The sequence below is a fragment of the Desulfosporosinus nitroreducens genome (assembly GCF_023897015.1).
GTDB lineage: Bacteria > Bacillota > Desulfitobacteriia > Desulfitobacteriales > Desulfitobacteriaceae > Desulfosporosinus > Desulfosporosinus nitroreducens.
Genome location: NZ_JAMHFY010000002.1, coordinates 148,342 through 170,762, shown reverse-complemented (window position 1 = coordinate 170,762; position 22,421 = coordinate 148,342). Strand labels below are relative to the sequence as shown.

Genomic DNA, 22,421 nt, shown 5'->3' with positions numbered 1-22,421 from the left:
GCGAGTACAAGATAATATGAAACAGGACTGTCGGATTGGACTCGTTCAGATGGAGTCTATGGTAGGGGAGACTGAACGGAATTTACAAAACATAACTTATTTAGCCGAAATTGCTCAAAAGCAGGAAATTTCGCTGTTGTGCTTTCCAGAATGCGCTTTAGATGGGTATTCGCCACATGATGCAACAGCAATTGCTAACCCTTTGGATTCTAAATGGATTAAGCAATTAAGAGAATGCTCAATGGACTTAGGGATAACTCTCTTGGTTGGTATGGTAGAGCGAAGATCAGGAGAACATAGACCTTACATATCACAGGTTATCTTATCTCCAGGAGAGGAACTTAAGGTTTATCGTAAAGTACATTTAGGTCGGAGTGAGTTAGAATACTTTTCTCCAGGAGATCATTTTCCGATTTTCTCAGCCCACGGTACCTCATTCGCAGTAGGTATTTGTTGGGATTGGCACTTTCCCGAAACGGCTGCAATCTATTCGCTCAAAGGTGCCGAGGTCTTATTTGCGCCCCATGCTTCACCTTTAGTGGCTGGAGATCGAAAAGAGCTTTGGTTACGTTACCTTGGAGCAAGAGCTTATGATAATTCTGTTTATATAGGTGCCTGTAATTTAGTAGGAAGTAACGGGAAATCAAAAAAATTCAGTGGCGGAACTTTAGTAATAGGTCCAAAGGGGGAGCTAGTTGAGCAGACGGAAATTGGGAATGAGGGCATATATACTGCCATCCTTTCGGCCGAGCGGATTAATCATATTCGCCGCCCCGAGCGTACTTCTATGCGAGATAGTTTCTTTTTGGCCGATCGACGCAAGGAGCTTTATCATGAGCTTATAGAATTGGACATTTTGGATAAATAAAAAATAGAATCCCTTCCTAGGCATGCGCCTGAGAAGGGATTTGTTTTTAACTAGTCATTAAAGATGATAATCTGTCAGTATACTTTATGAAAGGATAAGTGCTATATTTACCAATTGTTTCGTGATCTTGGTTGGTAGCAGTCTCTGCAATATACGGGCCTATCGCCGGAAGGCTGGAAAGGTACAGTAGTCTCTTTTCCACAAGTTGCACAAATAGCTGGGAACATTTCACGGGGTTGACGAGAATAACCGCCACCACTGTTATTTCTATTCTGTTCTTTTCTGGCAGCGCGACATTCCGGGCAACGGCCAGGCTCATTGGTGAACCCTTTTTCCGCATAGAACTCTTGTTCTGAAGCTGTAAATTCAAAATCACGACCACAATCTTTGCAAACTAAAATTTTGTCACTAAACATTAAAAAACCTCCGAAATTTTATTACCCGCGACATGGGAAGTTCAGAATCTTCCCACAGCCTTAGGCAATCGAGAAGTTTGTCTAAATCCTCAAGTACTTCGAGCAATTTAATTATAAACTAAATACCAAATATTAGTCAATGCTTCCCTGGGAATTGTCCTATAAATTGCCATTGTTAGCAAGTTTAAGGTAATTTGTAATAAATAATGCTCTTCTTGCATAATAATAAGCCTAAAGTCTTTATATTGTAATTAGTTGGAAAGTATAGAGACCGGTACCAGTCAGAAATGATGGGTAACGGTCTGTTAGACAGGGGTGGGCACGTTGAGGCACAATGATATTGAGACACTTCCCAATCGAATCGTTGGCATGCAGAGACTTGAAACCTTATTTAATCAGAAGGGTTATTTAATATGTCAGTCAAGTGGAGAAAGGATCTATGACTTTAATGAAGTCGTAGCGGTCTTCTTGCCGCTTAATCCATCAACAGATAATGTCATAGCAGTAAGCAGTATCTGCGCGCTGGAATTTGTGCAGAAATGTATCTCAAGCATTTAAAAGGTTAGTTGAATAAGTACAGCTTTAAAAAAACGAAAATAACTCCTAAGTTTAATCAAATAGATTATGGTTAAGAAAGTAGGGCTATCTAACAGCTCTATCTTTTTTTGTGCGTCAGGATGGAATAACTTCTCTTTCTCCCAATCCACGGCGTGCTTAGCAAAAGGTTAATTTTTAATAATACCCTTTTGTATCGAATCAAAATCACTTGCTCTTAAAGCAATAGAATTTAAATAATTAAGCTAGGACCAAAGACTAGGACTAACTAATATTAACTTTGCGACTATTGCCTTATATCGTTTTGTACGGTTAATAACTATAATAAAATTAAGCAGATAGGAATACTAAGAAAAGGGAGTATAAAAACAAAATTAATAGGGTTTCTGAAGGACGAAACTGGACAGGCAATTACAGAGTATATGGGCCCATTATCGCTCTCGTAGCGGTTGGATTTATTATTGCTTTAACAGCCATGGGCGGTCAACTCAGCACACTATTTAATTCCTTAGTAGCAAAGCTTACACCAGCTTAAAATATTTGCCACTAGGACCCTTTTCTAATTAACATAAAACAAAACGAACCCTACTGGCCGCAGTAGGGTTCTTGACACTAGGAGGCCGCTTTGAGAGTCAATGACCTTGCTTTAGGATTCATATTTGGTATCGTTGCCTTCAACGACTGGCGAGAACAAAAAATCTATAAAAAATTGCTTTTTTCTTCTGGCACTGATCTGCGGTCTGAGCGCTGCTGGATCAACGTATATGTATCTGAACAAAGCGACAACTAATACAACTTCTACACTCAAACCTTTGGTAATCGTTAAGACGGACATCCCAGCTCGGACTGTAATTGCGGCCAGTCAGTTAGAGTTGAAGGATATTCCAATCCAAGGGTATCCTCAAGGTGGATTTTCAACAATCCAAAATGTTGTGGGTTCAGTAGCTCTATTAAATCTATCAGCGGGTGATTTAGTTGTTAGTTCAATGGTAGAACGTCCTTCCCCTCAGAGTAATGGTGATGGGCTTTTGACAGGAAGTACTGCAGCCCTGACTGTTCCGAATGGGAAAAGGGCTGTAGCAATACCGATAGGTTTAGTAAGTGGAGTGGGTTATGCCATTAGACTCGGTGATCACGTATGTCTTGGTGACAATAGATATTAATGACTCCAATGCAAATACACAAGCAGTGACTTTAACTACTCTAGCAGCTCAGGATGTCTTAGTGTTGAGTATTGGAGAAACACTTAAAGAAGAGAAAAATAAGGTTGAGACTAAATCGTACACACTAGCGCTAAGCGTACCTCAAGCTATGGCTGTCACACTCGGCGGTGAAAAAGGCAGTCTGCGTTTGTTATGCGAAACCCGGTAAATACAGAAATTCGCCAAGATACCCCGTTTACGGAAAATATATTTATGGATCCCAATTTTATTAATAACTATAAGTAAGGAGGGGTTACTGTGAGACGCATCAATATCTTGATTGTTGACGATATCAGTGACACCCGGGACAGCATCCGACGGCTTCTCCAGTTTGAAGATAATATTGAGGTCGTGGGTGATGTAGGGTTAGGCTCTGAAGCGATATTGTTTGCCGAAGCAAACAGGCCGGATATTATTTTGATGGATATTAACATGCCGGAAATGGACGGAATACGTACTACAGAGTTACTCGCCCACCGTGCTCCGGAATGCTCTGTCATTATTATGTCAGTACAAGGAGAACAGGCATATTTACGTCGAGCCATGATGGCTGGAGCACGAGAATATATTGTCAAGCCCTTTACTGGAGATGAGCTTTTCAGTGTTATTGCCAAGGTCTATGAGTTAGATCAACGGAAAAGAGATGTTTCGGGAGAACAGATAAAGGTAACTAACAGCCCTAAAACTAGAAAACTGTGAAATGATCTCGTTCTTTAGTACATAGGGCGGAGTAGGCAATACGACTTTAGCTACCGATCTTGCAGTACAATTAGCGAGTTCCGGCAAATGGCGAGTCCTTCTAATCGATCTAAACCTTCAGTTTGGAGATGTTGCGGTTTTTTTAAACCTAATTCCTAAACGATCGATAGCGGACTTAACCCAATCAGGCACTATCAAGTATTCTGAGATTCAGTCGTATTTCTTGACTCATTTTTTGGGCTTCAAGTCTTAGCTGCCCCGACACGGCCAGAGTATGCAGAATTGGTCACTGCAGAGCATGTCGAACAGATTCTGTCTAAGGTGTAGGGCGAATTTGATTTTATTATACTTAAGCCTTAAACAGATTCATAGAACGCACTAAAGACTTTTGCAGCAGCTAAGTGGTCTTTCACGCCCCCGAGTTCGCGTACAGAATGCATTGCTAAGATAGGGTTGCCAATATCTACAGAACGGATATCGAGGTGTGTACTGGATATCGGACCAATGGTAGAGCCCCCTCGTTCATCAGAACGATTGACAAATTTCTGGACGGGTACATCTGCTAAGTGACATAGGGCAGAAAATATTGAGGCAGATTCTGCATCGGTAGTGTAGCTCTGATTAGCACTAGTTTTAATCACTGGGCCGCCATTCAAGATAGGACGATTACTAGGATCATGCTTCTCACCGGCATTGGGGTGAAGCGCATGGGCCATATCAGCCGAAATGAGAAATGAATGCTCTAAGGCTTGGAAATATGCTTCTCGGTCTTTCTTTTGAGCAAGCAGGATTCGTTCCAACACATGGGACAGAAGAGGAGAAGCCGCACCTTGCTTGGAAGTGCTTCCACATTCCTCATGATCAAAACAGGCAAGGACCTTAGTGGACAATGATTGGTTTACCTTGGCAATGGCCCATATTCCTGCATGAATCATGGCCAGATCATCCAAACGCGCGCTTGATATAAACTCTTGTTGAAGTCCGACAAGACAACCCTTTTCAGCTTCATAAAGGAACAGGTCGAAGTCTATAATATCTTCAGGCAGACAATGCAGGCTTTCAGCAAGGTAATGAATTAAAACATTTTCTTTATGTAAGTCTTTAGTAACTTGAGCCAATAAAGGCAGCATATCCTTCTGTTTATTTAATTCTAAACCTTCATTAACTTTGCGGTTCATATGAATCGCAAGATTGGGAATCACAAGCAAGGGTCGATCACTATGGAAAAGTCTGGTTTTTGGAGAAAAGGGAGATTCTCCCCTCTGGATAATTCGACCAGCTACAGAAAGAGGGCGGTCTAGCCAAGTATTAAGAATGGGACCTCCGTACGTTTCAATATTCAATTTGAGATAATGACCTTCTACTGATATTTCAGGTAAGGTTTTAATACGGAAAGCAGGGCTGTCTGTATGCGCTGCAATCAGGCGAAACCCATGTTTTTCTGGCTCACCCAGGCCAAGCGAAAAGGCAATTAGAGCTGAATTGTTACGAGTTATGAAATATTTCCCACCTGGAGTCAAGGACCATTTCCCGTTAAGAGATAGCTCTTGAAATCCCTGAGGAGCGAGCAATTTCTTAACAGTTTCCACGGCGTGAAAAGAAGATGGGCTTTCCTCAATAAAATCCAGGAGTTCATGAGCGAACGTTAGCTCGGCGTCATTAATAAATGAAGTTTTCATTACGTCGGACCACCTTTCAAATTTCTGTTGGTGATTCTTACTATAAGTAAATAGCAAGAGATAAGCAAATATTAATCACACTTCTAAAATAAATTAGCTGGCATTCCTTAAGGTTGAAGGATATTTGACATAACATATAGAAAGTGAAATGACCATTTATTTATAATAGAATTGTGGGATTAAATTGAATATTAATATTAAAAATGTCAACGTAAAAACTCTTGAAGATTTTAACTTGCAAGATATTACTGAGATGTGGAACCGCTGTTGGCTCGGGTATTATTATAATATGGCATATAAACAAGAACATATGAAAGCTTGGCTTGCTCTGAGTCAAGTTTCTTTGTCGCGTTCTGTTGCCATTTTTGTTGATAATCGTGTTGTAGGGTTTACCTTGCTGGCAATAGATAATAAAGATGGATGGATTGCTGGCACCTGTATAGATCCTGATTACCGACGAAATGGCCTTTTTACAGTCCTGTTGCGTTCCCAGTTGAATATGGCAAAAAGTATTTTTCTTAAACGGATTTACCTTGAAGTACTGGAACAGAATTATGCAAGAAAAATTTATCAGTCCGTCGGTTTTGTCGATGTGCGTCAGCTTAATGTTTACCGTGCTCAAAGCATCGCTGATTTTAACGATAAGATGCTTCAGATTCATCCGGTTGCACTAATATCAGTAGACGAATACTTTCAAAATCGCAACCATGCTTTTTTTAATCCGGCTTGGCAACGAAGAGAGGGGTATCTCAGACGACATGGTAACCTTTTAGCTTACATTAATCAAACTAAAACTGCGGGTGCCTTGTTTGCAGAGGAAAAATCGGGTCTTTTGCTTGATATTTGGAGTTCAAATTTAGCGGGAATAGAAGAAGTTCTTCCCACTATACTTCAATGGTCAGGTGCATCTTTCTCACTTACTAATCAACCAAATGATTGGATTTCCACCTTTCTCCGGGCTCATGGAATTAACCCCAGTGCCAAACAACTAGAAATGTGTATTGAACTGTCATAAACCGCATTCTCCGCACATAGGCTAATTTAGTCCGGATGAAACGACACAAAAGCGGGGTCATTTTGGTTCGTTTTAAACGGCAGATGTAAAAAATTATTAATTTTACGAAAAACTTGCAATTGTATCAAAGAAGGTATATACTAATCTAGTTACCCAGAAAATGAAAGGAAAGAGTGCGTATGACGAAAAAAGAGCAGTTAATGATTAATGCAATTTTAGAGTCTGTTGGACTAGAACCCATTAAGTCTACTCAGACCCTAAGGCAAGTTCATGAAGAAGGATAAGTAGTTACAGAAAGGGAGCGGTATTTTGACCCAGATCCTAATCCTAAAGTGTAACCTAATGAGCTTAAACCCATTCGGAAAAAGCCAAATATAAAAGCGAGATTCTTAAATAATTAAGAACCTCGCTTTTGTACTTGGATGAGTTATATTTTGTATATAAGCGAGAAACTATAATTGATGGGAGAGAAACTAATTATGGCATTATCATTACTTGGAATTGCCTGCAGTCCACGACGCAACGGCAATACGACAAAATTGCTATTAGAGGGAATTAGAGTTGCCCAGGCCGAGGGACACAGCACGGAGTTGGTTTATCTTACTGACCTAAAGATCAGTCCCTGCCAAGGATGTGGTGCGTGCTCTGCTAAGGGAATTTGTGTAATAAATGACGATATCCTAAAGCTTCAAGAGAAGTTAATTCACTCCGACCGTTTCATTCTAGCCGCGCCTATATATTTTATGGGGGTCAATGCTCAAACCAAAACAATGATTGATCGAATGCAAACGTTTTGGGCGCGCAAATATCTTCTTAATCAAACGCTACTAAATCCAGCTGGACCTGAACGAATTGGACTTTTTATTTCTACGGCGGGAACACGTCTCCCAAATGTATTTGAGTGTGCCGAGCGTTCCGTCAAAACGTTTTATCATATGTTAGATATTAAATATTCTCAAGCTTGCCTATATAGTGGAGTTGATAAAGTCGGTGATATTGAAGCTTCTCCGTCTTCATTGGAAGAAGTGCGTAAAGCTACCCAAGCTCTTTTGATAACCTAATATTACAAAAACTTTCTAGTCGAATCGTTGACTATTATGATATACTAATTATTAAAATACTATAGTTTTGATGGAAAGGAACTATGCCTCATGCGAGAAACTTCAATACCTTTAAGCGTCCCAAAAATTGCAATTGTTACAGACAGTACAAGTGATCTAGACTCAGATATGACTAAGGAGTTTGGGATTGAGATTCTTCCTTTGCACGTTGTATATAAAGATCGAGAGTATCTCGACGGGGTCAGTATCAGTCCAAATGAGGTATATGACAATATGGATATTGAAGTTCCCACAACATCATTACCTTCTCCAGCAGAAATCTCTAATTTGTTTGACCGACTAAGAGAGGAGAAGTTTACTCATATTCTCACAATGCACATATCAAGTGGTTTAAGCGGTACTTATGAAACTGTATGTCAGGTAGCCAAAGATTATAAGGAAATGGAAATTGAAGTCTTGGATTCTAAAGCGCTTTCCATGGGCCTCGGTTTTCCCGTTCTCCAGGCGGCTCGCGAGCTTCGCAAATCTATTGATTTTCAGGCCGTACTCAAGGTAGCTAAGAAAGTTTCTGAGCAGACTAAGCTATATTTTGTCTTATCTACATTGGAGTATCTAAAGCGGGGTGGCCGCATCGGATATGTTTCAGGTACCATAGGAGAGCTTCTTAACATAAAACCAATAATCTCTATAAATTCAGAAGGAAAATATATTACATATTCGAAAGTCCGCGGCAGAGACCAATCACTCAAAAAATTATACGATATACTCATAGAAAGTATTCAGGATGGACAATATAATGTGGCTATTGTACATGGAGGAGCAGAGCAGGAAGCTCGTAAGCTGTGGCAAAATGCTAAAGAACTTCCAAATATTAAAGAATTGTTGTTCAATCAGATCAGTCCGGTTATGGGGGTCCATACAGGACCCGGACTTGTTGGTGTTATAATTTCTCCAGTACTTACAGCTCAGTCTTAGACTGGGCATATTTCTTTTTTACTGAGCGTTTGCAGAGGAAAAGGGCACTCATTCAACAAGTGCCTTACCCGCTATAATAATTTGTTAAATTTAACAAGGTTATGCTATACTCACTTAAAAGGGAAGATTATCCAATGAGGCAAATCCAGTAAAGTCTTGAAAATCTAATTATATTGAAAATACAACTATATGGGAGGTTTGTCAGGGTGAGTATTCAAGATCGCTATCGCTTATGGACGGAAGACCCCTATTTTGATGAAGAAACACGGCAAGAGCTAAGAGAAATCACCGATCCACAAGAAATTGAGGACCGTTTTTATACGGATCTAGAATTCGGCACAGGTGGGTTAAGAGGTATTATTGGCGCAGGCACAAATCGTATGAACAAATATGTTATTCGAAAAGTAACCCAAGGGTTGGCTGAATGTGTTTGTGATCATGGGCAAGAAGGAATGCGGCGAGGGGTCGTGATTGCTTACGACTCGCGCAGGTATTCACCTGAATTCGCTCTCGAGGCCGCCCTGGTGCTTGCCAAGAACGGAATCAAAGTATATCTTTTTGATGCACTTCGTCCCACACCGGAACTCTCCTTTACGGTCCGCCATTTGCGTGCTTTGGCGGGGATTGTTGTGACAGCGAGTCACAACCCTAAAATCTACAATGGGTACAAAGTATATTGGGATGATGGAGGACAGGTGCCTCCTGTAAAAGCAGATCAAATTCTTGCCCGCATAGAAGCCCGTGAGAGCTGGTTGGGAATCGAACCTCTATCCCTTGAAGAAGCTAAGCGATGTGGACTGCTTCAAATAATTGGAGAAGAAATTGATAAACCCTATCTTGCTCGTGTCAGGAAATTGGCACTGTACCCAGATCTTGATAAGCAAAAAGGGAAGGAACTCAGTATCGTCTATACGCCGCTTCACGGAGCGGGAAATATCCTAGTCCGAAGGGCTTTGTCTGAACTCGGTTTCAGTTCGGTCAATGTTGTTCTCGAACAAGAGCATCCTGATCCGGAATTCACAACCGTCCCGTATCCCAATCCTGAAATTCCGGCAACGTTTGAACTTGCTCGAAAATATGGAAATGCTGTGAAAGCAGATCTTCTTCTAGCTACAGATCCTGATGCGGATCGTTTGGGGGTTGCCTTACGTACTCCTCAAGGGGACTATATACAGCTTACGGGGAATCAAATCGGAATACTGTTAACATACTATATCCTATCTCAGAAAAAGGCTTTAGGAACCCTTCCGGAAAATGCAACGATTATTAAAACTGTTGCCTCAACTGATTTGGCAGATGAAGTTGCCAGATATTTTAATGTTCAAGTTGAAAACGTGCTGACAGGGTTTAAATTCATTGCTGAAAAGGAAAAGGAAATGGAGGAGGGCGGTTGGGGAACCTTCGAATTTGGTTTTGAAGAAAGTTACGGATATTTGGCAGGGGATTTTGTCCGAGATAAAGATGGAATTATCGCTTCTGTCATCTTAGCTGAAGCTGCCCTCTATTATCAGCAGATTGAAGGACGCAATTTCTTTGCTGTTCTCGAAAGCATCTATCAACAATTTGGATTTTACCTTGATGACCAAGAATCCCTTGCCCTAGAAGGGAAACTTGGAAAAGAAGAGATGGCTTTAATTATGGATTCACTCCGTCAAGAAGAGATTCATGAATTGTGTGGGATGTCTATTGAAAGATTTGACGACTACGAACTGCGAATAGGCAAAAACTTTGAAACAGGACAAACATATCCTCTCAAACTTCCTCGGTCAAATGTTTTAAGATATTCTTTTGCGGGTGGAGGATTTGTGATGGTGCGACCCTCAGGTACGGAACCCAAAATTAAATTTTACTTCTCAGTGAAAGCTGATACCTTAGCTGGGGCAGAAGATTTCCTTCGCAAAGTGAAAGAGGATGTCATGCAACGTATCAATCAAATACGTTCTGTCTAAATAAACAAATTTAAATGGCTGTCTTATTGGCTCTTCCAATAACATATAAAGAACACTCTTAGCGAATTGCGATGGAGGGTAAACTAACGAAAAGGATTTTTCGTTCTAAACGTCGAATTCTCTCGAGATGAGGCATATATAGGCATTTTTTATCGCTAATACTAGTCAGAAAGTATAAACTGACTGTACATTATATATGTGTCTGCAAAAGGGAGAGTTTTCTTAATGCAAATAAGTAACTACTGGTTCGCTGTTGTAAATCCGCATTCATCCAATGGCAGTACTCTTAAACGATGGCCTCAGTATTTGAAACGACTGCGAGAAGAAGGATATCCTATCGACTTCACTTATACCTCTGGACCTGGGGATGCAATTCATATCACTCAAAAAGCCTTGAAAGAAGGGTGTAATCGCATCATTTCTGTCGGGGGAGACGGGACTATGAATGAAGTAGTTAATGGATTTTTCTCTAATAATCAGCTGATTAACCCGCAGGCAGAGCTAGCCGTTTTTTCACATGGTACTGGATGCGACTTTATTCGCACCTTACAAATTCCTAAAGGAATTGAGGGTTTTATCGATATTCTGAAACAAGGTCGAAAACGAAAAATCGATGTCGGGGAAGTCCTCTTTCATGATAATTATGGACAGCAGATCCACCGTTATTTCCTTAACGTTGCAGACGTTGGTTTAGGTGGGGAGACAGTTGCTCGCGTCAATCAGCAAAGTAAGTTGCTTGGAGGTAAACTATCTTTTCTTATTGGATCAGTAATAAGCATACTTCGTTACAGTAATAAAGTTATGAGCTGTCAAATCGATGGGAAACTAATTTGTAATGGTCGCCTTAATAGTATTATGGTAGCAAACGGTCGTTATATTGGTGGTGGAATGATGATCGCACCGCATGCAGAACTTGATGATGGTCGTTTTGATATAGTATTCTTAGGAGACTTTTCAACCTGGACTATTTTACGGCATATACCAAAAATCTATCGGGGCACTCATCTTTCGATCCCTGGGGTTAGCGTGCTGCGCGGTCGCTCCGTAGTCATTACTTCAGCTGAAAAAATTCTGCTGGATATTGATGGGGAGCAACCCGGTCAAGGACCTATCCAGCTTAAAGTTATTCCTCGTATTCTTTGTTTATGGGGTTAAATGATTTGCCGGCTCTAAACCTGCCTGAAAATTTAATTGAGTGCATCCGCTTATTTCAGGGATAGGTATTCATAGATGTTCTATGAAACCTATCTCTGTTTTAATTGCAAATTCTGTTGGGTAAAAAAGTATTCTAAAGAGTAAAAAGATAATACTTAAAGGTCAATATTGGTCAAATAAATGTCTGACCAATATTGACCTTTAAAAGAAAATAGACTATAATTTTGATAACAAGGAAAAATACTCTAAATTATTAAGAGTCTTTTAGGATATAAAAATCTAGGGAATAGTTACTCTATATAAAATAATGCTGACTAAACGTAGTGTTATGAGGTGAAAGTATGGACTTTAAAGACTATTATGTGAGCTTAGGTGTTTCAGCCGATGCCGATGAAAAAACCATTAAGAAAGCTTTTCAGAAACTAGCTAAAAAGTATCATCCGGATGTTAATCCCGGAGATAAAGTTGCTGAAGAAAAATTCAAAGAGGCTACGGAGGCATATCAAGCAATTAGTGATCCTGAAAAGCGACGTAAATACGACGAGTTGCGTCAAGACTATCAACAATGGAAAGCTCGTGGAGGACGTGGGGATTATAATTGGGATCGTTGGCAATCGAATCCCAGTGGAGGGAGCGGAGGACATACCTATACCATGTCCCCGGAAGATTTTGCAGAAATGTTCGGTGGCTCGGGTAAAACCGGTGGATTTAATTTTGGAGGGGAAGGATACTCTGACTTCTTCTCAACTCTCTTTGGAGGAGTTGGAGGACCAGGCCGAGGATTTGGCGGAGGGCCCGCTGCTGGTCGTCCCCGTCAAGGCCAGGATCTTGAAGTTGAAGTTCAAGTAACTCTAGAGGAATCTTATACTGGTACAACGAGAGTCATTCGAACAGGTGAAAAGCAAATTGAGGCTAAGATCCCAAAAGGGGTACGGACCGGTTCTAAGGTACGGCTTTCAGGTCAAGGCAGTCCGGGAATTTCGGGCGGACCAGCTGGGAACCTCTATTTAATTATAACGGTAAGCCCGCATCCCTATTTCGTTCGCGATGGAGATGACTTAAGGGCCGAGATCCCGGTTGATTTTTATCGAGCGGTTTTAGGCGGAGAAGTCAGTGTCAAAACTTTTAGCGGTGAAGTCTTGCTAAAAATTCCGCCTCTTTCCCAAAACGGAAAGAAATTTCGCCTGAAGGGCAAAGGTATGCCAAATTTAGAAAAGCCTGCTCAACAGGGGGATCTTTTTGTGGAAGTTTCAATTAAGTTACCCGAAAATATGAGTGATTCAGAAATTACGGCTCTGCGTGACCTGGCTGATAAACGAGGAGTTGTTCTGTAGTGTCACACCATGGCGCTCTTAAATTTAAACTAGCTTGAAAAGGAGTGAGCGATTATGTCATTTGATACCAACCGTTTTACCCAGAAATCACAGGAAGCAATCACAGGTGCCCAAACAATGGCGGAACGCAACGGGAACAGTCTAGTTGAACCGGAGCATCTATTACTCACCCTCTTAGAGCAAGGTGATGGCGTTGTTCCTCAAGTATTAACTAAACTAGGCATGGCAGTTGGATCCCTCATCCAAACTATGCGTCAAGAGATCAACCGCTTTCCCCGAATTAGCGGCGGCAATGTGCAAATGAGCATTTCTCCCCGCTTGCGCAGTGTTTTGGTAGCTGCTCATGATGAGATGGCACCGTTTGGCGATGAATACGTCAGTACAGAACATTTACTGCTTGGGATCTGGGAAAAGGCCGGAGGGTCTGCCCAACAAGTTCTAAAGCAAGCCGGATTAACTCGGGAAAAATTGCTTCAAGCATTGCGTGAAGTTAGGGGAACCCAACGTGTCACGAGTCCTAATCCTGAAGGGACCTACGCTGCTCTCGAGCAATATGGGCTTAACTTAGTGCAACAAGCAAGGCGTGGACGTCTAGATCCAGTTATTGGCCGTGACGAAGAAATTCGCAGGGTTATTCAAACTCTATCCAGACGCACGAAAAATAACCCTGTCCTCATTGGTGAGCCAGGGGTTGGTAAAACAGCCATCGCAGAAGGTTTAGCTCAAAGAATTGTGCGTGGAGATGTCCCAGAGGCAATTAAGGATAAACAGGTGATTTCTCTTGATATGGGAACCTTAATTGCTGGAGCCAAGTATCGTGGGGAGTTCGAAGAACGATTGAAAGCCGTACTCAAAGAAATCCAGGACCGTGATGATGTAATCTTATTTATTGATGAACTGCATACAGTTGTAGGGGCCGGAGCTGCTGAAGGAGCAATGGATGCCAGTAATATGCTCAAGCCGATGCTTGCTCGAGGAGAACTCAGTATGCTGGGAGCTACAACACTCGCAGAATATCGCAAGCACATTGAGAAGGATGCCGCTCTCGAACGGCGATTCCAACCTATTATGGTGGAAGCCCCCACAGTGGAAGATACTATTTCAATTCTGCGCGGTCTTAAAGAACGCTACGAAACACATCACGGTGTACGAATTACTGACGGGGCAATTATTGCGGCAGCTGTTCTTTCAGATCGTTATATTAGTGACCGCTTCCTGCCTGATAAAGCAATTGATTTAATTGATGAAGCCGGTGCACGCATGCGTATGGAAATTACTAGTGACCCTCATGATTTAGACCAAATTAAACGTCGAATGATGCAACTCGAAATAGAACGGGAAGCCTTGAGGAAAGAAAAGGATGAGGCCAGTAAAGAGCGCTTAGCGAAAATTGAGGAAGAATTAGGTAATCTTAAGGAAGAACGTTTTGGCATGGAGGCTCAGTTGCAGGGAGAACGTGAAACTCTTGTTAGGATTCAACAACTAAAAGAAGAAGTAGATCGTTCACGTATCTTAATGGAGCAAGCTCAACAGCAACTTGACTATAATAAAGCTGCAGAGCTCCAATACGGAATAATCCCTAATTTGGAAAAAGAACTGAAAAGCACGGAGGAAAAACTGCAAGATAAGAAAAATACTTTACTGAAACAAGAAGTAATTGAACAAGACATTGCGGAAATCGTGGCAACTTGGACCCATGTTCCCGTTTCCAAATTAATGGAAAGTGAGATGCAAAAGCTCATTCAGATGGAAGATCGAATTCATCAGCGAGTTATTGGTCAAGAAGAAGCTGTTCGTGCTGTTGCCGATGCCGTGCGTCGAGCGCGAGCAGGGTTGCAAGACTCAAATCGACCCCTAGGTTCATTCCTTTTCCTAGGCCCTACGGGGGTAGGGAAGACAGAGCTTTCAAGGGCGTTGGCAGAATTCCTCTTTGATGATGAACAAGCAATGGTTCGGATTGACATGTCCGAGTATATGGAAAAACATTCTGTGTCACGACTGATCGGAGCTCCTCCCGGATATGTCGGTTATGAAGAGGGTGGACAACTCACAGAAGCCGTCCGACGTAAACCTTACAGTGTCATTCTCTTTGACGAAGTAGAGAAAGCGCATAGCGATGTTTCCAATATATTATTGCAACTTCTAGATGATGGAAGGTTAACCGATGGTCAGGGCCGAATAGTAAATTTTAAAAACACAGTAGTGATCTTAACCAGTAATATTGCCAGCCCGACTATTCAAGAATTAACCCAACGCAACGCTGGCAAGGAAGAAGTACGATCCAGCATTAATGAAGAACTTCGACATTATTTCCGGCCGGAATTTCTCAATCGTCTTGATGAAATTATAATCTTCCATCCACTTGGACGTCAGCATATTGGTCAGATTGTCGATATTCAGCTTGGTCAGCTACGTAAACGCTTAAGTGAAAGCAAACTGACACTGACCCTATCATCAAAGGCAAAGGAACAACTTACGAATGAAGGGTATGACCCAATTTACGGAGCGAGGCCTCTTAAACGAGTGATTCAACAACGTTTGCAAAACTCTTTAGCTTTCAAACTCCTGAAAGGAGAATTTAAGGAGGGGCAAGAAATCTTTGTAGATGTTGACGAAGTGGGGAACTATTCATTTTCTCTCCTTAAAGATAAAGTGAGTTAATAATAATTAAAGGCAGAATCCCTTGACTAATTTTCATTAGATCGAGGTATTCTGCCTTTAAAATCTATGGGATATTATTTACATAATTAAGTCCTTAATTTTATCCAAATATTGCCTGACTTGATCAGCAAGAGTCTGAAGTTCTGTTTTTTGCTCAATCAGTCCTTGAATCTGTTCCTCTAGTTGTACAATTTCCATCCGCTTTTCAATGAGCATATTGTCTGCTTCAATTTCCTTGGACTCCGAAAGATGCGCTGCTTCACTTAGTATGACTTCACTCTCGCTGCGTGCGGATTGAAGAAGCTCTTCTGCCTGTATTGTTGCTTCATCTTTTACTTGATTTGCGATTCTTTGGGCGCTTACAAGGGCATCTCTTAGATCTTTTTCAATCTGCTCATAATACTTTAGGCGATTTCCCCATTCTGAGTTTTGTTCCCTTAAACTGTTAATCTGTAAGCGCAGTTCCTTGTGAGCTGCATTTGCTTCAGATAATTGTCGTTCGCTTTCTGCCCACGCTTGGTCAACAGCATCGGAATCATACCCACGGAAACCACGCTTGAATTCTGGCGTCTCCAAATGTTTATACCTCCATTCTCAAAACCCAAAATTATGTAATGTTTCTATAGAAAATGTGTATAATAATCCTTGTACCTTTTCAGTTTAACTCATGAACATCCTGCCTGTCTAGCATAGTATCTATTTGAACATACTTTGTGTTCATTTATTATGAATAATTTATGGTCTATTTACACATCCTGAGAATGTTATGTAAATTAGTTTTTCAGAAGGAGGGATCTTGATGCAACTAAATGATATGGAAACGAAGAAAATCCTTGACCAAGGCATGTTAACCCGAAGCTTAATTGAGACCGAAACCGCTATGAAAAAGTGCCAAGTTTACACAGAAATGGCAAAAGACGCTGCTGTTAAGGGGTTTTTTAAAGAACAAGCCAAAGGTTTAGAAGATGTGGTAGGTTATTTTAAAAAAGGAATGGTAGAACTTCAATAGAAAGGGGGTACAAAAATGAGCCAATTTAGCGATTTGGATATGCTTTATGATTATGAAAAAGACGCTGCGGCTGCTGCTACTGGGTACATGACTTTAGCCACGCGTGCTCATCATGCTAATTTAAGAGATATATACTTACGCTTAGCCAACGAAGCGACTAATGCGCATAGTAAAGTGAGTAAATTGATTACTCAAAGTGGTGGAATTGCATAGTTCAAGCGTAAATAAAGAACCGGGAATCAATAAATTCCCGGTTCTTTATTTTTATTTATGATACTTTGGAAAATTAACCTGCAACTTGTCTAGAGCGATAAAGTGCAGTTTTGTGGCGTATGCGTTGGATTGCATTATCCAAGGATTTCGGATGAAGCCCTAAGTGCTCGGACACTTCCCGTTGTTTAAATCCTTGGATGAAATAGTGTTCAAATACCAAGCGTTCAAGATTTGACATATTCTTATTTAAATCTTGAATCATGGAATGGACTTCATCGTTGGCGATAACCGTTGATGCTGGGTCCTCAGCGTTTGGTAATAATTCTAAAAAGCTTGTTTCCTCTGTCTCAGAAACTACGTTATTGAGGGAATAGGCTTCATTAAGGTTAGCGTGTTTTTGGCGTGTATATTTACGCAGCCCATCGATAAGTTTCCGTTTAATAACCATCCTTAAAAAATGAAGAAAGGGAATACCAGATTCTTCGTCATACGATAGGATCGCCCGATATATCGCGATTCGTCCTTCTTGTAACAAATCCTCATAGTCTGCTCTAGGTAAGAAATACTTAGAAGCAATCATACGAATTTCAGGTTCATAATGTTGAATAATCTCATTTAAAGCATCTTTATTGCCGGAGCGCGCTGCTTCAAGCATGGCTGTCTCCTTGGCTAAGTTGCAAATGTTCGAAGTCATGGCACTCTCAACTCCTTGTCAAAAAATAGACACCTATAAGAGTTTAATAAAGAATATGTCATTTGACAAGGAGTTTTTAGTGGACAAACCTCCATATTATTCTAATTGATTTATTGTTTAAGCGATAAACGGTTTATGGTTAAAATGATTTGAGTAAATTTGCAGTCTCTATTGCGGTCATAGCAGCGTCAAAGCCTTTGTTTCCTGCCTTAGTTCCCGCTCGTTCAATCGCCTGTTCAATACTGTCAGTTGCAATGACACCAAAAATTACTGGTATCCCGGTTTGTAAGCCAACCTGGGCAATTCCTTTACTGACTTCATTGCTGACAAGGTCAAAATGAGGTGTTGCCCCACGAATAACAGCCCCAAGACAAATGACTGCATCATAGTTTTTGGAGAGGGCCATTCTTTGAGCAACTAAGGGGATTTCAAAGGCTCCGGGGACCCAGGCTAATTCAATATCGTTTTCCGTTACCCCGTGTCGCTGCAGTGCATCAATTGCACCACCTACTAATTTACTTGTAATAAACTCATTAAAACGCGCAGCAATAATTCCAATCTTTAGCCCTTGAGCAATTAAATTTCCTTCATAAGTTTTCATTTTTTATAACCATCCTTTCAGTATCTGGAACTAAGCTTATCCTTAAATGATCTAGTAATACTAATGATTCACTACTGTACTTCTGATAAAAAATGTCCCATCTTTTGTTTCTTAGTGCAAAGATATTTTGTGTTTTCTGGTTTACACGAGATCTCTAAAGGGACACGTTCAACTACTTTTAAGCCATACCCTTCTAGTCCGACGATCTTGCGTGGATTATTGGTCATTAAACGGACTTGAGAAATTCCCAGGTCGGCTAAAATTTGGGCACCAACGCCATAGTCTCTTAAATCTTCCGGAAATCCTAAGGCAAGATTTGCCTCCACAGTGTCTTTACCTTCTTCTTGCAGTTTATACGCTCTTAATTTATTTAACAAGCCGATTCCACGGCCTTCTTGACGCATATAAAGCAACACTCCGCGTCCTTCGCGCTCAATCTCTTGCATAGCGGCAGAAAGTTGGTCTCCGCAGTCACAGCGACGGGAATGAAAAACATCTCCGGTTAAACATTCTGAGTGAACCCTGACTAGCACAGGTTTACCATCGTCAACTGTACCTTTAACTAATGCAACATGTTCTTCTTTATCAAGAATACTGAGATAACCTACAGCACGGAATTCACCAAAACCGGTAGGGAGCTGAATACTTTCAACCTTTTCAATCAGTTTTTCCGCTTGGCGCCTGTAACTGATTAGATCTTTTAAGGTAATCAATTTAAGATTGTGCTTTTCAACAAATAATTGCAGATCAGGTACTCTAGCCATTGTTCCGTCTTCATTCATGACCTCACAAATCAGGCCCGCTGGTTTCAGTCCGGCAAGACGTGCTAAATCTACAGAGCCTTCCGTGTGACCTGCACGAACCAAAACTCCGCCTTCTCGAGCCAGAAGTGGGAAGATATGCCCGGGACGTTGTAAATCGGTCGGTTTGCTCTGAGGGTTCACAAGAACCTTGACAGTTTCCGCTCGTTCAAAAGCTGAAATTCCAGTAGAACTTGTGACGGAATCAACGCTTACAGTGAAGGCCGTACCATGAGGATCGGTATTATTAGTTACCATCTGCTCAAGTTGTAAGTCATGAATTCGATCCTTGGTCATCGGAACACAAATTAAACCTCGTCCGTAGGTTGCCATAAAATTAATTGCTTCTGGAGTAGCCATTTCGGCAGCCATAACCAGGTCACCTTCGTTCTCGCGGTCCTCGTCATCCACCATTACAACCATTTTACCTTGTCGTATATCTACTAAAGCTTCTTCTATTGTATTAAATGACATTGTTTGCACTCTCCTCATTGTTCCATCTATCGGATGATCCGAATTAGATAAATCCATGTTCAGCTAGAAAACCTAGTGACAAATCTTTTTTGTTATCGCTTGAAGTCGCATTAAGCCCCATAAAACGAGCAACGTATTTACCAATGAGGTCTGTTTCAAGATTGACGCTCGCTCCAATTCCCTTGAATCCCAGGGTAGTCTCTTTGGAAGTATGGGGTATCAGAGAGACTGTAAAATAATCGGCTTCTACGTCAATCACGGTAAGAGAAATTCCATCAATAGCAATTGAACCTTTCGGCAACATATAGGAAATAAGAGCAGGGGGAGCATTGATTTCATAGACTTGAGCGATGCCCCATGGAACAATTCGACGAATGTTGCCGACCCCGTCAACATGCCCGCTAACCAAATGTCCGCCTAAACGGGTTTGAAGCTGTAAAGCTCGTTCCAGGTTAACACGACTGCCACTCTTTAGTTCAGCTAAATTCGTTTTTGCTAATGTTTCAGCCATTACATCTACTGTGAATTCTCGATCACCTAGCCGAATAACGGTTAAGCAAACTCCATTGACAGCAATGCTGTCTCCAATTCGGGTTCCATCAAGAACCTTTTTTCCTTCAAGAGTAAGTTGACCTGATTCTGGCAAGAGTCGAAGGGCTCGGACGATGCCTAGTTCTTCTACAATTCCGGTAAACACATCTTTCTCCTCCCTAATGCATCTGCGTCGATAGGATAATAGTCTAATCTAAACCTTTGGGCGTATATACCCTGTAACGTGCAGGTCGCCTGTCTCCATATCAACGCAGAGATTGTCTAGACCTATAGCATCAGCCATGCGCCCGATATGTAAACCTGAAAGGGGAGAAGGACCATTTCCGCCAACAAGTTTAGGTGCAATAAAAAACTCTGCTTTGTCGACTAACTTTTCTTGAAGAAGCGCTCCCGCCAGTCCGCCTCCTCCTTCTAATAAGACACTTATCCAACCGCGCTGGACAAGATCACGCATCAGTTTTTCCAGAGGGACATGTCTCTCTGTATTGTATTGCCACACTTCAACTTGATGGAGGCTTTGCAGACGTTCAACCTTCTCTCTCGATGCCGAAAGCGAAGTGGCTATTATACAAGGACTGAATTTCGAAGAGGTAAGCACTTGGGCATGTTCGTCAATGATTAATTTTCCATCTACAATAAGTCGAATGGGGTCTTTTCCACTGGGAAGACGGCAAGTGAGGGCAGGGTTATCCTGAAGAATGGTTTGACTGCCTACTAGGATAACATCATAACGATCACGAAGCTGATGAACGTATTGGCGTGAGATTTCATTACTTATCCACTGCGAATCCCCAGTTTCTGTGGCAATTTTTCCATCTAAGGTCATTGCCGATTTGTAAACAACAAATGGCAGGCCTGCAGTTATTGATTTAATGAAGGTTTCGTTTAGGAGTAAGGCTTCTTTTAACAATAACCCTACGTCAACTTGTATTCCAGCTTCTCGCAAGCGTTCTAGACCTCGACCTGCGACCAGTGGATTAGGATCCTTCATGGCAACGACAACCCGCCTGAGTTTAGCGCGGATTAATGCATCAGCACAGGGTGGAGTTCGGCCAAAATGGGAACACGGTTCCAGTGTAACATACGCTGTAGCTCCATGTGCATGATCACCTGCGGCTGCCAGGGCGTGAATTTCGGCATGAGGAGTTCCTGCCTTATGATGAAACCCCTCACCTAAAATCTTATCATCTTTAACGATAACACACCCAACTAAAGGATTGGGGCTGGTTCTGCCCAATGCCATGGCCGCTAACTCGAGTGCTCTTTTCATAAATTGTTCATCATTAAGATTGGAGGGACTTGATTTGTTCATGATAATTCCCTTTCTAATTATTTCGGATTTAGTGTCTCCAAAAAGCGATAAATTAGATAAAGATAAAATGAAAACAAAAAAACACCCAATTTTCTCTAGGTGTTGAATAAGACGCAGCTCAAAATAAGCGTAAGCACGCAATTTGAAACTGTTCCTCTTCTCATCCAGACTGTACTGTCGGCCCTGGAATTTCACCAGATCTGCCAAAAAGGCTCGCGGGCTTTACCGCCGGTAGGGAATCTCACCCAACCCCAGAGGAGTATACGATTATTGAATTTATTATAGTTTACTCCAGGCTGTTGATTTTAGCAACCCTATTACCAAGATTCTAGTTTAACTTCGGATTATTTTCCGTGTAGGGCCAGAAACTCACTGCTTAATAAACCCATGAGAATGGCATCATGATAGTTTCCTAACACGTAGCGAGCTTCACGTTGACGGCCTTCAACTTTGAACCCAACTTTTTCATACGCTTTTATAGCTCGGATATTCTCATCCCAAGTATCTAGCGAGAGTCGGTGGAAATTCCACTGCGTGAAGAGAAAACGCGCAAATACAATTAAGGCATCTGTTCCATACCCTTTTCCCCAATAAGCTTTATCGCCAATAACAATATAAATTGTCGCTGATCGACCAGGTATATTGAGTTCTTTAAAACCAATAGTTCCGATGAGGTGATCATTTTCATCGAGTATAGAATAGCGGTAAATATCTGGTGACCCGTCAAGAAATTTAACAGCAATCTGATCTTTGCTCTGCATAGTATTTAGAGGCCAAGCGCCAGAGGACCAAAAATTAACCTCTTGATCATTATACCATCGGTATATTGTGTCAATATCATCTTCCTCAACTGTCCGAACGAATGTTTTTAGACCTTTTAACATTACAAAAGACTCCTTTATTAAATTAACCCAATCGTCTCAGTATTGCACTTTAAACTAGTTAGCTACTTAGTATTTATTTTATAATTATTTTCAGATTAAGAGCAACTCAGGGAGTATTAGTAATCAAAAAAAGAAGTATTTTCATTGAGGGCTTTTTATAATAAATATTCGTTCTTTGAATTATAAGGATTTTGTATTAAGCGAGTTTTAATTAGCTTAGATTAAACTTAATATACTGAAAACATTGAAATTAGAGGTTTCTAATTGATAGATTGCTTTTAAATTCATCAAATGATTGACATAGATGATATCT

24 protein-coding genes, 1 pseudogene and 1 riboswitch are annotated in these 22,421 nt (G+C 41.1%); of the genes and pseudogenes, 16 read left to right on the top strand and 9 right to left on the bottom strand.

What is annotated here, in order from left to right; translation table 11 throughout:
- Positions 1-16: 16 nt before the first annotated feature.
- Positions 17-868: a nitrilase-related carbon-nitrogen hydrolase gene (locus M8E35_RS03000; protein ID WP_252467271.1), complete on the top strand. Its 852-nt coding sequence runs from the start codon at positions 17-19 to the stop codon at positions 866-868.
- 107 nt (positions 869-975) lie between these two features.
- Here the strand turns inward: M8E35_RS03000 and M8E35_RS02995 are convergent, their stop codons facing one another.
- The gene (locus M8E35_RS02995; RefSeq protein WP_252467269.1) at positions 976-1,284 is read right to left on the bottom strand and encodes a zinc-ribbon domain containing protein; all 309 of its coding nucleotides are present in this window, start codon (positions 1,282-1,284) and stop codon (positions 976-978) included.
- Positions 1,285-1,599: 315 nt separating this feature from the next.
- Between M8E35_RS02995 and M8E35_RS02990 the strand changes: the two genes are divergently transcribed.
- From M8E35_RS02990 to M8E35_RS26835, 6 genes and pseudogenes are all read left to right on the top strand, one after another.
- Complete coding sequence (locus tag M8E35_RS02990) at positions 1,600-1,842, top strand: hypothetical protein (RefSeq protein ID WP_252467267.1); 243 nt, start codon at positions 1,600-1,602, stop codon at positions 1,840-1,842.
- Positions 1,843-2,464: 622 nt separating this feature from the next.
- Positions 2,465-2,629, top strand: a complete 165-nt coding sequence (locus tag M8E35_RS02985; protein WP_252467266.1) for a hypothetical protein — start codon at positions 2,465-2,467, stop codon at positions 2,627-2,629.
- Positions 2,604-3,002 carry an SAF domain-containing protein gene (locus tag M8E35_RS02980; RefSeq protein ID WP_252467265.1) on the top strand — a complete coding sequence of 133 codons (399 nt, stop codon included), beginning with the start codon at positions 2,604-2,606 and terminating at the stop codon, positions 3,000-3,002. Before M8E35_RS02985 ends, M8E35_RS02980 begins: the two co-directional genes overlap by 26 nt.
- Positions 2,953-3,210, top strand: a complete 258-nt coding sequence (locus tag M8E35_RS02975) for a CpaB family protein (RefSeq protein WP_252467264.1) — start codon at positions 2,953-2,955, stop codon at positions 3,208-3,210. The genes M8E35_RS02980 and M8E35_RS02975 overlap by 50 nt, the downstream gene beginning before the upstream one ends.
- A gap of 89 nt (positions 3,211-3,299) precedes the next feature.
- The gene (locus M8E35_RS02970) at positions 3,300-3,740 is read left to right on the top strand and encodes a response regulator (RefSeq protein ID WP_252467263.1); all 441 of its coding nucleotides are present in this window, start codon (positions 3,300-3,302) and stop codon (positions 3,738-3,740) included.
- A 70-nt stretch (positions 3,741-3,810) separates the two neighbouring features.
- Positions 3,811-3,993 (top strand): annotated as a pseudogene (locus M8E35_RS26835) (histidine kinase); the annotation flags it as partial.
- Positions 3,994-4,096: 103 nt separating this feature from the next.
- Here M8E35_RS26835 and M8E35_RS02965 read toward each other — a convergent pair.
- Positions 4,097-5,419, bottom strand: a complete 1,323-nt coding sequence (locus tag M8E35_RS02965) for a M18 family aminopeptidase (protein ID WP_252467262.1) — start codon at positions 5,417-5,419, stop codon at positions 4,097-4,099.
- Positions 5,420-5,603: 184 nt separating this feature from the next.
- Here M8E35_RS02965 and M8E35_RS02960 point away from each other — a divergent pair, with 184 nt between their 5' ends.
- The 7 genes from M8E35_RS02960 to clpB all read left to right on the top strand — a co-directional run bounded on the left by M8E35_RS02960 (position 5,604) and on the right by clpB (position 15,569).
- Positions 5,604-6,434: a GNAT family N-acetyltransferase gene (locus M8E35_RS02960; protein WP_252467261.1), complete on the top strand. Its 831-nt coding sequence runs from the start codon at positions 5,604-5,606 to the stop codon at positions 6,432-6,434.
- Between the two features lie 479 nt (positions 6,435-6,913).
- A complete protein-coding gene (locus M8E35_RS02955) occupies positions 6,914-7,495 on the top strand; it encodes a flavodoxin family protein (RefSeq protein WP_252467260.1) in 582 nt (193 codons plus the stop codon).
- 90 nt (positions 7,496-7,585) lie between these two features.
- Entirely contained in the window at positions 7,586-8,470 is an 885-nt protein-coding gene (gene fakB, locus M8E35_RS02950) for a DegV family protein (RefSeq protein ID WP_252467259.1), read from the top strand.
- Positions 8,471-8,676: 206 nt separating this feature from the next.
- Positions 8,677-10,419, top strand: coding sequence for a phospho-sugar mutase (locus M8E35_RS02945; protein ID WP_252467258.1), 1,743 nt, complete (start codon positions 8,677-8,679; stop codon positions 10,417-10,419).
- A gap of 225 nt (positions 10,420-10,644) precedes the next feature.
- Positions 10,645-11,574, top strand: a complete 930-nt coding sequence (locus tag M8E35_RS02940) for a diacylglycerol/lipid kinase family protein (protein ID WP_252467257.1) — start codon at positions 10,645-10,647, stop codon at positions 11,572-11,574.
- Between the two features lie 341 nt (positions 11,575-11,915).
- Positions 11,916-12,908, top strand: coding sequence for a DnaJ C-terminal domain-containing protein (locus M8E35_RS02935; protein ID WP_252467255.1), 993 nt, complete (start codon positions 11,916-11,918; stop codon positions 12,906-12,908).
- Between the two features lie 54 nt (positions 12,909-12,962).
- A complete protein-coding gene (clpB, locus tag M8E35_RS02930; RefSeq protein ID WP_252467254.1) occupies positions 12,963-15,569 on the top strand; it encodes an ATP-dependent chaperone ClpB in 2,607 nt (868 codons plus the stop codon).
- 78 nt (positions 15,570-15,647) lie between these two features.
- On the opposite strand, the gene M8E35_RS02925 is transcribed toward clpB, so the two are convergent.
- Positions 15,648-16,145, bottom strand: coding sequence for a DivIVA domain-containing protein (locus M8E35_RS02925; protein ID WP_252467253.1), 498 nt, complete (start codon positions 16,143-16,145; stop codon positions 15,648-15,650).
- A 223-nt stretch (positions 16,146-16,368) separates the two neighbouring features.
- On the opposite strand from M8E35_RS02925, the gene M8E35_RS02920 reads away from it, so the two are divergent.
- Positions 16,369-16,578 carry a hypothetical protein gene (locus M8E35_RS02920; protein WP_252467252.1) on the top strand — a complete coding sequence of 70 codons (210 nt, stop codon included), beginning with the start codon at positions 16,369-16,371 and terminating at the stop codon, positions 16,576-16,578.
- A gap of 15 nt (positions 16,579-16,593) precedes the next feature.
- Positions 16,594-16,791 carry a spore coat protein gene (locus tag M8E35_RS02915; RefSeq protein ID WP_252467251.1) on the top strand — a complete coding sequence of 66 codons (198 nt, stop codon included), beginning with the start codon at positions 16,594-16,596 and terminating at the stop codon, positions 16,789-16,791.
- Positions 16,792-16,864: 73 nt separating this feature from the next.
- Here the strand turns inward: M8E35_RS02915 and M8E35_RS02910 are convergent, their stop codons facing one another.
- The 6 genes from M8E35_RS02910 to M8E35_RS02885 all read right to left on the bottom strand — a co-directional run bounded on the left by M8E35_RS02910 (position 16,865) and on the right by M8E35_RS02885 (position 22,108).
- Positions 16,865-17,485: a sigma-70 family RNA polymerase sigma factor gene (locus M8E35_RS02910; RefSeq protein WP_252467250.1), complete on the bottom strand. Its 621-nt coding sequence runs from the start codon at positions 17,483-17,485 to the stop codon at positions 16,865-16,867.
- A gap of 139 nt (positions 17,486-17,624) precedes the next feature.
- Positions 17,625-18,086: a 6,7-dimethyl-8-ribityllumazine synthase gene (gene ribH, locus M8E35_RS02905; RefSeq protein WP_073029067.1), complete on the bottom strand. Its 462-nt coding sequence runs from the start codon at positions 18,084-18,086 to the stop codon at positions 17,625-17,627.
- A 71-nt stretch (positions 18,087-18,157) separates the two neighbouring features.
- The gene (locus M8E35_RS02900; RefSeq protein ID WP_252467249.1) at positions 18,158-19,360 is read right to left on the bottom strand and encodes a bifunctional 3,4-dihydroxy-2-butanone-4-phosphate synthase/GTP cyclohydrolase II; all 1,203 of its coding nucleotides are present in this window, start codon (positions 19,358-19,360) and stop codon (positions 18,158-18,160) included.
- Positions 19,361-19,403: 43 nt separating this feature from the next.
- On the bottom strand, positions 19,404-20,057 hold the full coding sequence (locus tag M8E35_RS02895) for a riboflavin synthase (protein WP_252467248.1): 654 nt from the start codon (positions 20,055-20,057) through the stop codon (positions 19,404-19,406).
- A 48-nt stretch (positions 20,058-20,105) separates the two neighbouring features.
- Positions 20,106-21,224, bottom strand: a complete 1,119-nt coding sequence (ribD, locus tag M8E35_RS02890; RefSeq protein WP_252467247.1) for a bifunctional diaminohydroxyphosphoribosylaminopyrimidine deaminase/5-amino-6-(5-phosphoribosylamino)uracil reductase RibD — start codon at positions 21,222-21,224, stop codon at positions 20,106-20,108.
- A gap of 148 nt (positions 21,225-21,372) precedes the next feature.
- Positions 21,373-21,487: riboswitch (FMN riboswitch) on the bottom strand.
- Between the two features lie 81 nt (positions 21,488-21,568).
- Positions 21,569-22,108, bottom strand: a complete 540-nt coding sequence (locus M8E35_RS02885; protein WP_252467246.1) for a GNAT family N-acetyltransferase — start codon at positions 22,106-22,108, stop codon at positions 21,569-21,571.
- Positions 22,109-22,421: the final 313 nt, after the last annotated feature.